The organism is Alteromonas sp. ASW11-130, assembly GCF_026183735.1.
In the GTDB taxonomy this organism is placed as follows: Bacteria; Pseudomonadota; Gammaproteobacteria; order Enterobacterales; family Alteromonadaceae; genus Alteromonas.
This window is the reverse complement of record NZ_JAPFRE010000027.1, coordinates 356131-368257: the sequence shown is the minus strand read 5'-3', so window position 1 is coordinate 368257 and position 12127 is coordinate 356131. Positions and strand designations below refer to the sequence as shown.

The following is a 12127-nucleotide window of genomic DNA, read 5'->3' as shown; positions in this document are numbered from 1 at the left end:
GTTGGCATAGCCAACCGTTTAAACTCGATTAGCGCATACCTTCCCGCCGTAATGCTTGCGGCGTGAACTCAACCTCACGCGGACGAATTGAGAAATCGTACATTTTCTCTTCATTGTCCAGGCCAATCGCTAGATAGCGACGTGAGTTAAGGTCATGATACACATCAAGCGTCGACCAATGGGTTGGTACTTCATAATAGTTGATACCATAAGCAAACGCGACCCGATATAACTCACCGCGGTTATCGTACATATCAGCTACTTGTATTTGCCAACTATCCTCATCGATGAAGAACACCCGTTTTTGATATATATGACGGAAACCATCTTTTAACGTGGCTTCAACTACCCAAACACGGTGTTTTTCCCATCGGGTAAAATCAGGATTGATATGATTAGGCGTCAAAATATCTTCATATTTTACATTCTCGCCATGCAATTTATAGTTATTGTAAGCAACATATAACTCTTTCTTGCCTTTCAGCTCCCAATTGTAACGGTTCGGCGACCCATTAAACATATCAAAATCATCTGTGGTACGAAGACCATCTGCCGCTGTTCCTGGCGTATCATATGCAATGTTAGGTGCAAGTCGAACACGTCGCTGACCCGTATTATACGTCCAGGCTTTACGTGGCTCTTTAACTTGATCAACTGTCTCATGCACTAACAAAGCGGTACCAGCCAAACGAGCAGGCTCAGTTACCTTCTGTTTAAACATGAACAAGATATTGTCTTCGAGCAATTGTTCTGGTGTAGCATCAGGTTCACTATATTTTAGTAACAATTGCTCGTCGAAACCTATTACGTTGTAGCTACCGGACGATGTAACTGCCGCCTGACCGCCGGAACGTTCAACAGCCTCCCCTCGATAACGCAAAATGTGGTTCCAAATTACTTCCAAACCATTTTGTGGAATTGGAAAAGGGATACCTACTGCCGCGCCTTTTATACCATTACCGCCATCCAGTAGTTCAGCTCGTGTCGCGTTAGCTAGTGTAGCATCATAGACAGCTTGAGGGTTTGATGCTGTTCTACGGGTTTCATAAACTGGCATCTTGAAGGTATCGGGATAAGTTTCAAATAACTTAATTTGTCCTGCGCTAAGGTTGTCAGCATACTGTTTGTAGTTCTTAGCAGTAATTTCAAATTTTACTTTGTCACCGCTAAAGGGATCGGGGTGATGATCACCCACATTAAATCCCGATGGAGCTTTAGTGATGCCGCCATCCCATGCAGGGATGCTGCCGTCAGCATTGCCAGCTTTTTCCGCACCAAGAGGTGTAAGGCTATCACCAAGTTTTTTTGCCTCACTTTCCGACACTTTCGCAAGCGCGCTGCTACCTATCGCCAACGACATCGCCGCAGCAATCAAACCTACTTTATTAATCATCTTAGACACCTCTAAATTGAATACTTGATGTTAAATGAGACAAAGTCTCTATCTGCAAGCGCATTGGTCGTACCAATCCCACCCCAGAACGAACTATATGAAGCAGTTGCAGACCATTTGCTTAAATAATCAAACGTTAGCCCCACACTAGCTGACTTAACATCTTCAGTAAACAGGAACAATGGATCGGGGGTGGTCCCATCCACATCGTGAGCAAACGTTGCACGCGCACGCAAGTTAATACCTGAAAATACATTGTTATAGTCTGCTACAGCTAATAAGCGGTAACCCCAAGCATCATCCGTTGCGAAAGGATTTTCTTCGGGCCCATTTGACAGACCAATATGCAGACCAGTACGTGGATTACCACTCGGCGTCGGTTCAAGGGAAGGCGTTCTACCTGTTCCAGGTGCATTCAAACGAATCACGTCTGGATCAGGGAAATCAAGAACATTCACCCAACCTACTTCGCCCAACAGGATAAAGTTATCAGACCCCAGTGTGGGCCCGAATACGTGAGAAAGAGTCATTTGTGCTTGAACCGTATCAGAAAATAGGAAGCCTTCTGCAGTCTGACCCGGTCCAACATTGCGGCCAATGTTATTTAGCTGTGAAATACCCTCAAGGTCAGGACGCAATCCTGCATTAGCTAACTGTTCTGGCATAGCGGTATATAGCAATTCAACATCATCAATCTGAAGTGGCTCATCTTTACGATAGGCAATTTCACCCGCTAATGCAGTAGTCCCTACGTTAGTATTAAAGCTGAAGCCATAAAGCTTGATGTCTTCAGGGTAGAAAAACTGTGCTTCGGTGAAAGCTTCAAGTTCGGTCACATTATATTGATCTACACCTTGTGCCAACCGTCCCAAGTCACGCTGAATAGCTGCAGGAGTGAAGTTTGATGTAACCCCTGAAATTAATGGGCGCTGGCTGTGGTAATTAATATGATAGAAGCTCAATTCAGATTCATTCAATGCTTCAGCGAACCAACTTAAACGTAAGCCGTATTGACCCTGATCGTCAGCATCATTATGTGCATCGTCGGAATAAGCTCTCAATGCTACTTTAGTTGGATATGCCAAATAAGCTTCTGAAATCTGTGCAGGATCAGCTCCTTTATTAAGTGCGGCGCCCAGATCATTTAATGAAGATAAAAGGAAATCTAAATCAATATCAGGATTACCAGTAAAACCTAATTGCACATTATTAGCCTGACCACCTTCGCCAGCAAAGTCGTTAGTAGCAAAGTAGCTGCCTGCTACTGGTAACCAACTGCGTTCCCACTCATATTGATAATAGCCTGAAACACTAACCGTGTCGGTTAACCCTAAGGAGGCGAAAACCATTCCAACTGGTATAAACACTTCTTTTAACTCTGCGCCAGGGGCGCGAGCGCGCGTTACATCTATAGGATTGGTTGTATTGATTCCATGCTGGATAAAGGTACTTTCACCCCAGCTGATAACTTGTTGACCTACACGCACGGTAAGTGGTTTATTACCTATCCACCAATCACCATAGAAAAATGCATCAAGTAAGCGGGCATCCCGGCAAAGAAGCTCTTTCGCATCGGGATCATCACATAGGTCCACCTGTTTTCCGGTTATAGGATTAGACCAAGGACGTTCGCCGTCCATTTGTTCAAAATCGTAGAACCAAAAGCCACTGGCAAAGAATCCGTAGTCGCCAAAGTTAACGTCTAACTCGTGCAGGCCTGAAACTTGAGTTGAATAGGGATCACCTGGATCGTGCGCCAAGTTACCTAAATCACCATTGGTAGAATATGCGCCGTTTGAATTAGCCCACACGTCGGCGCTTGGATATATAACGTTGGTGGCAGCATTATAACCGCGCCAGTTAAATTGAGGGTGGTTACTGTTCCCGATTAAACTATAGTCCCTGTCTTCCGTACGAATACTGGTTGCAAGAGTGAAACTCGAGTCGAGTGAAATACTTACATCACCAAATTGCCAGTTAGCTGCTTGAGCTGGCATTGAAGCTGCGCCTAATAGGGCGATAACTCCTGCGGCAATAGGTGACTTTTTAAATGCGCTAGGCCTGTTTATCATATTTTTTATTCTCCTAAATCAACGCTGACAGCGAAGACATAAAGACCAACCATATTGATTAACAAAATGATTACATCATTTCGCTGGAATCGCAAGAACTAATCGTACCAGTTATTCAATACATAACATGAAAGGTATCAATCAGTTATTTTTTATCTTTATTTCAAACATTCAAAGTTGACACTATCCTATCTTCTCAAATGAAACAATTTTGTTGCTATTATTAATAATCATCCTGAATCTTCCCTGAATACCCTGTTTGGTAATAAATGTACGTAATCTTGCCGTTGGAATTTGAACTCTATGACCGGAGTCCGCCGTTACTACAACAGCATTATTTCCTGGACGGTAAAACGCTTCACACTTTCCATACGATAATGAAATAGAGAAAAAATAAACGGTACCATTAATTAACTTTTGATTCATAAGCAAGGCTCTTACTTACTTTTTCATAAACGTCTCTACTCAGGCCGTCATGCTCAAGAAGACGCGCCAGCTGCATTTTCATCTTGTCCTGATGATGTATGTCAAATCGTTGCCATTGTGTCAGCGGCGTTACTAATCGCGCTGCTACTTGTGGGTTGCTTGCATCCAGCTTTAGCAAATAGTCAGTTAAAAAACGATAACCACTGCCGTCCAGTGCATGAAATCCGCTGGTATTATAAAAAGCAAAACTTCCGATTAACGAACGTACTCGATTTGGATTTTCAATACTGAATTGTGGATGGGATTGTAACATTGTCAGATGCGAAAGTATGTCAGCTCGATCTGTAGTGGCATGCAAAGAAAACCACTTGTCCAATACTAATGGGTCATTCTTCCAGCGCTCGCCAAACGTATCCATAAGTTTGTGAAATAGCGCACTACTAGTCTGTTGCGCGGCTTTTAAAGCACCAAGCGTATTTGTCATATTGTCAGAGTGGTGGAAATGGTTGTTTACTAACTCAGCGTTTTGTTCTAGTTTTGCTAAATGGTTTAGCAATACATTTTTACAGCGTCTGGCGATAACATCTTGTTGTTGATACTGATAATCGCGCAGTTGAATGGATTCATAAATTTCGTGCAATTCATTTTGCAAGTTGTTAACAAAATCTTTTGCAAAGTTCTGTCGTGCTGCATATAAATTTCCGACATGAATGTTAGTTCTAGTTTGGCACAAGGTTTCGAAACTAGGAATAACCAAGCATTCACTGAGTAATTCATAGTTTGTTTTTTCAGATGCCAGGGCCGCTTTTAATCCATCCCACATAGATTCATCAATTATTCGATTAGCTTCATATTGTGAAACACACCAGTCGTATAATTGCTGTAACGCATCCCACCGATTGAATTGATCAGGCGCATATAAAAACGTGGAAAGTAATTCTGTACTGCTAAGCGATTGTTTGATTCTTACGGGTGCAGAGAACTTCGCTAATAAAATGGGTAGAAGCTCTTTGCCGTTGTTCTCAAATGAAAGTGTAACGTTTTTTTTATCCAGGAGAAGCATACCGTGAGAAACTGTTCCACTATCGTCCTGATAGTGATTACCATCCGAATCAATGCAAGAAAAACCTAATGGAATGAACAACTCTGTTTTTTCTTTTTGATCAGCAGTTGGGGGCGTGTATTGTGAGACTGTGATTAATGTCTTGTCCCCTTTCTGTTTTCTTGAAACAGTAATTTCAGGTGTCCCTGACTGGCTATACCATTTAGCAAAGTGAGTTAAATCCAAATCAGTTACTGATTGCATGGCGTAGACAAAATCATCACATGTGACTGCTTGGCCATCGTAGCGTTTAAAATACTCGTCCATTCCCGCTCTAAACCTGTCTTCTCCTAACAAGGTATGCATCATTCGGATTACTTCCGCACCTTTGTCATACACTGTCACTGTATAGAAGTTATTCATTTCAATAACTTCATCTGGACGTATAGGATGGCTCATCGCACTCGCATCTTCGGCGAATTGATGCTCTCGCATCACCTTCACATGTTTAATTCGATTACTCAGTTCAGATGTCATGTCAGCACTGAATTGCTGATCACGAAATACTGTAAGGCCTTCCTTTAGACTTAATTGAAACCAATCTCTGCAGGTAACGCGATTGCCAGTCCAGTTATGAAAATACTCATGGGCGATAACAGATTCAACGTTAAAAAAATCTTCATCGGTTGCGGTTTCCGGATTGGCTAACACAAATTTACTGTTGAATACGTTAAGTCCTTTATTCTCCATCGCTCCCATGTTGAAAAAGTCAACCGCGACAACCATGTATATGTCCAAATCATATTCCAGTCCGTATACTTCCTCTTCCCATTTCATCGCTCTTTTTAATGAGTCTAAAGCAAACTGGCCTCGATCACGTTTACCTTTATCTACATAGAGTTCAAGCGCAACCTGTTTCCCGCTTGCAGTGACAAAACTATCTTCTAGGAGGTCAAAATCCCCAGCAACCAGCGCAAATAAGTAACTGGGCTTTGGATGCGGGTCTTCCCATGTTACCCAATGTGTACCGTCCTCATTTTGTCCCTTATCTATAGGATTACCGTTTGAAAGTAAGGTGGGCAGCGAAGCGCTATCACCATGAACGGTAACACGATATTTCGCAAGAACATCAGGCCTGTCCAGAAAGTACGTTATCCGCCGAAACCCTTCCGCCTCGCATTGGGTGCAGTAAACACCATTTGAAAGGTACAAACCTTCCAGTGCTTTATTCGCTTCAGGAGCAATCGTACAAAGGGTTGAAACCGTAAACTCATTGCCTACACCGGGGATAATTAGCGAACTATCGGTGACTTCATAATCACAGTTCGTTTTCCCATCGATAGAAAGCTCTACTAGATTTAGGTGCTCACCATTTAACACCAGGTCTTCTTGGTGAGATCCATTCCGCTTGAGTTTAAGCACACTGTGCACCCGTGTAGACTCTGGGTGCAAGTGAATGGTTAACTCAACATTGGTGACTAAAAAGGCAGGCGGCCGATAATCCGCTCTACGTTTTACCTGTATACTCATGTAACCTCCTGAAATTTATTACGATTGTTGCTCCTTTGAATTGGCATGGAAAGGAGGCGTTAGTTTCAATATTTTCACCCCAAGATAAGCATAGATGATTGCCAGTATGGGGTTGATCACGTTAAAGAACGCATAAAAAATATATTCAAACGGGTGTACGGCCAGCACGCCATGCATATACGCGCCGCAAGTATTCCATGGGATAAGCGGTGAAGTTAGCGTGCCGCCATCTTCCAGACTTCGAGACAAATTGAGTTGGTGCAATCCACGTTTCTCGAATTCTTCTTTGTACATTCTACCAGGCATTACGATCGCCATATACTGGTCTGCGGTGATCAAGTTTGTACCAATACAGGTTAGTATAGTGCGACTGATCATATCGCCAGCGGATTTTGCACCTGACAAAATTGCGTTAACAGCTCGTTTTAATAAACCTGCTTTTTCTAATACCGCTCCAAACGACAAGGCACATATAATTAACCAAATGGTATTGAGCATAGAAGACATGCCTCCCCTGCTCAACAGACTATTTAGGTTTTCATCTGGTGTAGAAAAGCTTACGCCATCAAAAAAGGCTGCCCACACAATTTTAATTGTGCCGACAACGCTGCTGTCCCCATTTTGTATCATTCCCAAGATGACATCACTTTGAAATAACATTGCCCATATGCCGCCTAAAATTGCTCCGATAGACACCGCGGGGAAAGCGGGCATCTTTTTAATTGCCAAGGTTAACAGTACTACTAAGGGAATAAGTAGATGCCAGCCTAAAGCAAACGATTCTTGTAACAGCGATTGCATATATTCGATCTTTTCAACAGATGCATTACCGCTTTCAGAGAACCCTAGAATAAGAAATAAGATCAATGCCAATACAAAGCTCGGAATTGTTGTCCAAAGCATATATCGGATGTGTTCGAATAAATCGGTACCTGCAACAGCAGGGGCGAGATTCGTGGTTTCAGAAAGAGGGGATATTTTATCTCCAAAATATGCTCCAGAAATAACGGCACCGGCTGTTATAGCTGCAGACATTTCCATACCTGTCGCTACGCCCATTAGAGCCACACCTACTGTAGCAGCTGTAGTCCAGGAGCTGCCTATACTCATTGCCACGACTGCACAGATCAAACAGGTAGCCGCATAAAAAAATGAAGGGTTCAGTAGCTCTAAACCGTAATAGATAAGTGTAGGAACTGTTCCTGCTAGCATCCATGTCCCTATTAGAGAGCCGACCGCCAATAATATCAAACAGGCCCCCAATGCCATGGAAATGCCCTTTACAATGCCCTTTTCGATTTCCTGCCAGCTCAAGCCATTTTTCATTCCGATAACGGCCGCAATTCCTGTTCCCAGTAATAAAGCTATTTGGTTGGGACCATACGACGAAGCGTCACCGAAGAGATAAACTGCTGCACCCATCATGATTACGAGGACAACTATCGGAAAAAGCGCGTCGAATAACGAAGGCGTTTTTAATTCTTTTTTCATTTCTAAATCTCTAACTACGCAATAGAGCGGTAAAACATAAAGGCAATAACCACAGGACATACAAAACGGACATACCAAGGCCATATTTTCCAGAACACAGTATGTTCAGCTTGCGCATTACCTTCCTTTAGTTCAGCTAAAATATTGTCCCGACGCCAGACCCAACCAGCAAATATACACAATACCAAGCCCAATAGTGGTTGACTGTATTGGGTAGTCAACGCGATGACGAAACCAAATAAACGCTCGAAATTGAAAATAATAATAGAGCTAGCGCAAAATATTACTAAGGTCATTAGCCAAACGGCTTTATTACGGGCTATCCCTTTACTTTCAACTAAGTAAGCAACAGGTACTTCAAGCATAGAAATGGAAGATGTGACAGCTGCGATTACCATTAAGGCAAAAAATGCGAAGGCAACGAAAACGCCAACACTTGCTATAGAATCAAATAAGGCTGGGAGCACGGTAAATATAAGTTGGTCGCCTTCAATTAGCACACCTTCTGTAGTAAATATTTCCACACCATTGTTTAATGCTACGTACATCGCCGGAATAATTAACATACCCGCAATGATAGCCACGCCAATATCTACCAAAGCCACCGAAGCACCAATGGTGGGAAGATTTTCGTGTTTATTAAGGTAAGATCCATATACGAGCATCGTCCCTACCCCTAGCGACATTGAGAAAAATGCCTGTCCCATGGCACTGATAAGTAAATCAGGCTCCAATACACGACTAAAGTCAGGTACCAGATAGGCACTCCAGCCATCGGTGGCACCGGGCTGAAAACTTACATAGATAATAAGCAATAAAATGATAACAACGAGTGTAGGCATCAGTCTGACTGACCACTTTTCAATACCGGCCTTCACCCCGCCGAGAACAATCATAGCGGTAAGGCTAAGAAACAATGCACAGAAAATGAGGTTACGCGGGATGGAAAATGAAACCAACCAATTAGAGATTGTTTCGCTACCAACAATATTCGATGCTGACTCGCCGAAATAGGCAATCATCCAGCCTCCAACGATGGCATAGAATGCGAGTATCAGCGAAACGGTTATGCCGCCCCAGATACCAACTGTTCGACCAATGGCATTCCCTGAAATTTTACCCAACGCATCAACCATATTTGAGCGGTTCGCACGGCCGATAATAAGCTCTGCCATCAATACCGGATAAGCAAGAACAAATGCGAGAAGCAAATAAACTAGTACGAATGCAGCGCCACCATTACTGGCAACCTGCGTTGGAAAGCCCCATATATTACCAAGCCCAACCGCTGAACCGGCGGCCGCTAATATAAAACCAATACGTGAAGAGAATTCACCTCGTGATGCCATACGTGTAGTCCCTGAATCTTTGTTTATTATTATTTCTGGCAGACAAAAAAAAGAGGCTGGTTATTGCACCAGCCTCTTTTCCAAAAAACGCTTTTTAATTATGGGTAATCGCGTATTTGCCAGTGTTGAGCATATCATACGTGATATTTGCCGCTTCGGTAAGTAGCGGATCGATTTCATCCAACTCATCGGGCAAATCATCCAACGATTTGACTGGATCTTTACCCAAACGGGCTAATCGCTCATTAGTACGTTTTAGTTGCTTTTCTTCCGCTTCAGTTTTCTCAGCAATACGCTCTGACTTAACTAAAGAAATATAATTGCGGTCCTTGTTTTTGTTATATTCTGAAATATCTTCCTGAATATAAGTAAATTCGGGATCCTGCATAATTCGCGCATTGTGCTTGGCTGTCAATACATCAATTGCGCTTTGGCTGTCAGAAAAAGTCGTATAGTTTGCACGGTTAATGCTATCCCAAGGCAGTGCATTTTCTTCCTGACTTTCACCCCAGTCAGCCGGATTAATAGGGGATGGGAACAAAATATCTGGAACTACACCCTTGTGCTGAGTACTCCCCCCATTGATACGATAAAATTTTGCTATCGTAAACTGTACGCTTCCCAACGGGTTGTCGTACAAATCATAAATACGACCCAAGCCACGATGTTGTTGCACCGTCCCTTTACCAAAGGTTTGCTCACCGATTACAATACCGCGATTATAATCTTGCATAGCCGCTGCGAAAATTTCTGAAGCAGAGGCACTATATCGGTCAACTAATACTGTGAGGGGACCATCATAGGCAACTAAACCATCAGTATCTCTATTTACCGACACTTTCCCTTCACCATAGCGAATTTGTACAACCGGCCCTTTTTCAATAAATAAGCCAGATAGAAGCGTAGCTTCGGTTAATGAACCTCCACCGTTACCTCGCAAATCCACTATTACCCCTTTAACACCTTGTGCTTTAAGTGCGTCAATTTCTTTCTTAACGTCAGCATGAAGATTGTTATAGAAGCTAGGAATAGTAATTACCCCTAACTTTTCACCTTGGTGCACGCCAGAATCGGGTACAAAAACTTCTGATTTGGCAGCTCTGTCTTCAAGCTTAATCTTGTCACGAGTCAAGCTAACCACAGACATAGTTTTGCTTTCAGTCGCCCCTTTTTGTACTTGCAAACGCACTGTACTACCTTTCGGGCCCTTAATTAACTCGACAACCTCATCCAATCTCCAACCGATTACATCAACAAATTCATCGTCGCTTTGAGCTACACCGATAATTTTGTCTTCTGGTTTAAGCGAATTTGACTGGTCAGCGGGGCCGCCCGGTACGATACTTTTTATGACTGTATAATCTTCTTCACTTTGCAATACAGCGCCTATGCCTTCAAAAGACAAATTCATATCCATTTGAAAGCGTTCCGCATTCCGCGGCGAAAGGTAGCTGGTATGCGCTTCGATGCTACGGGCAAACGAGTTCATCACCGTTTGGAAAACATCTTCGCTTTTAGCCTGCTGTAGACGTTTTATGGCTCTGGTATATCGTTTAGTTAAAAGTTCTTTTGCTTCTTCCCACGATTTATCAGCAAGAATCAGGTTCAAAGCATCATATTTAATTCGCTGACGCCACAACTCATCGATTGCTTCTTGTGACTCAGGCCATTGCGCATCATCCCGATCAAAATAAAACTTGTCACCTTCTTCTTCAAAATTAAAAGGTGTTTCAAGCAGACTTAATGCATATTTGAACCGATCTATTCGGCGCTCAGCATTAAGGTTGTACATATCGTACGCTATATCAAGATTACCTTTGCTGAGTGCATCATCGAATTTATTACGATACGCTTCAAACCTCTCAATATCTGATTGAAGGAAAATCTGCTTATTGTGATCTAATGAACGTAAATAACGGTCAAATATTTTAGTTGAAAGCGCATCATCCAACGCAATTTCCTTATAGTGAGCGCGGGTAAATAAGGCGCTTACTCGCTTAGCAGCAACACTATGTTGTGTTTCCTGCTTAAGCATTGGGAGCTCATCAACTGTTGCTGAACTGGTAGTAGCACCAGCTCCTACACTCATTGATAAAAATGCGCTAGCGATAGAAATACGAAGGATATTTTTCATTTTACGACCTCTTGGAACTTGCCAAACGTAAAGTCTCTGAAGTGACTTTTACTACCATGCCTGAATCCAACTGAACATGAATACCATCTTTAGCTACTTCGGTAATTACAGCATGCATAGGTGCTTTACCCAATTTTACTGTTACCTCGGTGCCAGCGTGCAAATCATTCTCAGTTAATTTTGGCGGCGGTGTTTTAGTTGGTCTGCTTGATTTAAATTTAGTTCCCTTTTTTCCTTCAACATTGCGTTTGGCAGGTGACGATGTTGTTGAAGTCTTTTCTTTCTGCCTGTTGTTCTGCTTTTGAGAAGCGCCATTATTTTGGGCTTTTCTTTGTTGTGCAGCTTTTTCTTTACTCTCGTCTAATTGCTGCCGTGCATGTTCTGCATGCTCTTTTTCGATCTGCGCATCTTGATTGCCATCCAGGTCAACCCGATATGCCCCTTCCTTGATACTGTACAAATAACGCCAGCTATTAGTGTAATGGCGTAAGGTCGACCTCAATAAAGTCTTACTTACACGCTCGTCTTCTTCTAGTCGAGATGCCAATTCCTGAAAAATACCAATCTTCAGTGGCTTGGCATCCCCTTTTAAAGAGAAACAGTTTGGAAACTTATCTGCTAAATAAGCGATAACTTCTTTACTGTTCGAAAATTTTTGTTGTGCTTCTTCCATCAATTATTCTATATCAA

General features: G+C 42.6%; 8 protein-coding genes. All 8 read right to left on the bottom strand.

Features of this window, described 5'->3' with window-relative positions:
• Nucleotides 1-28 precede the first annotated feature (28 nt).
• Nucleotides 29-1393, bottom strand: a complete 1365-nt coding sequence (locus tag OPS28_RS10805) for a DUF1329 domain-containing protein (protein WP_265609464.1) — start codon at nt 1391-1393, stop codon at nt 29-31.
• Nucleotides 1394-1404: 11 nt separating this feature from the next.
• Nucleotides 1405-3465 (bottom strand): DUF1302 domain-containing protein, encoded by a 2061-nt coding sequence (locus OPS28_RS10800; RefSeq protein WP_265609463.1) that lies wholly within the window; start codon nt 3463-3465, stop codon nt 1405-1407.
• 183 nt (nt 3466-3648) lie between these two features.
• Nucleotides 3649-3891, bottom strand: coding sequence for a DUF2835 family protein (locus OPS28_RS10795; RefSeq protein ID WP_265609462.1), 243 nt, complete (start codon nt 3889-3891; stop codon nt 3649-3651).
• Complete coding sequence (gene pepN / locus OPS28_RS10790) at nt 3872-6463, bottom strand: aminopeptidase N (protein ID WP_265609461.1); 2592 nt, start codon at nt 6461-6463, stop codon at nt 3872-3874. The genes OPS28_RS10795 and pepN overlap by 20 nt, the downstream gene beginning before the upstream one ends.
• 18 nt (nt 6464-6481) lie before the next feature.
• Nucleotides 6482-7954, bottom strand: a complete 1473-nt coding sequence (gene nhaC, locus OPS28_RS10785; protein WP_265609460.1) for a Na+/H+ antiporter NhaC — start codon at nt 7952-7954, stop codon at nt 6482-6484.
• A 14-nt stretch (nt 7955-7968) separates the two neighbouring features.
• Nucleotides 7969-9303 carry a sodium-dependent transporter gene (locus tag OPS28_RS10780; protein ID WP_265609459.1) on the bottom strand — a complete coding sequence of 445 codons (1335 nt, stop codon included), beginning with the start codon at nt 9301-9303 and terminating at the stop codon, nt 7969-7971.
• Nucleotides 9304-9397: 94 nt separating this feature from the next.
• Nucleotides 9398-11437 carry a carboxy terminal-processing peptidase gene (prc, locus tag OPS28_RS10775; protein ID WP_265609458.1) on the bottom strand — a complete coding sequence of 680 codons (2040 nt, stop codon included), beginning with the start codon at nt 11435-11437 and terminating at the stop codon, nt 9398-9400.
• A gap of 1 nt (nt 11438) precedes the next feature.
• Nucleotides 11439-12110 carry an RNA chaperone ProQ gene (proQ, locus tag OPS28_RS10770; protein ID WP_265609457.1) on the bottom strand — a complete coding sequence of 224 codons (672 nt, stop codon included), beginning with the start codon at nt 12108-12110 and terminating at the stop codon, nt 11439-11441.
• Nucleotides 12111-12127 lie beyond the last annotated feature (17 nt).

Excerpts from the sequence above, each read along its gene's own strand:
- nhaC (WP_265609460.1), bottom strand. The coding sequence starts at position 7,954 with ATGAAAAAAGAATTAAAAACGCCTTCGTTATTCGACGCGCTTTTTCCG.
- pepN (WP_265609461.1), bottom strand. The coding sequence starts at position 6,463 with ATGAGTATACAGGTAAAACGTAGAGCGGATTATCGGCCGCCTGCCTTT.
- OPS28_RS10795 (WP_265609462.1), bottom strand. The coding sequence starts at position 3,891 with ATGAATCAAAAGTTAATTAATGGTACCGTTTATTTTTTCTCTATTTCA.
- prc (WP_265609458.1), bottom strand. The coding sequence starts at position 11,437 with ATGAAAAATATCCTTCGTATTTCTATCGCTAGCGCATTTTTATCAATG.
- OPS28_RS10805 (WP_265609464.1), bottom strand. The coding sequence starts at position 1,393 with ATGATTAATAAAGTAGGTTTGATTGCTGCGGCGATGTCGTTGGCGATA.
- OPS28_RS10780 (WP_265609459.1), bottom strand. The coding sequence starts at position 9,303 with ATGGCATCACGAGGTGAATTCTCTTCACGTATTGGTTTTATATTAGCG.
- proQ (WP_265609457.1), bottom strand. The coding sequence starts at position 12,110 with ATGGAAGAAGCACAACAAAAATTTTCGAACAGTAAAGAAGTTATCGCT.
- OPS28_RS10800 (WP_265609463.1), bottom strand. The coding sequence starts at position 3,465 with ATGATAAACAGGCCTAGCGCATTTAAAAAGTCACCTATTGCCGCAGGA.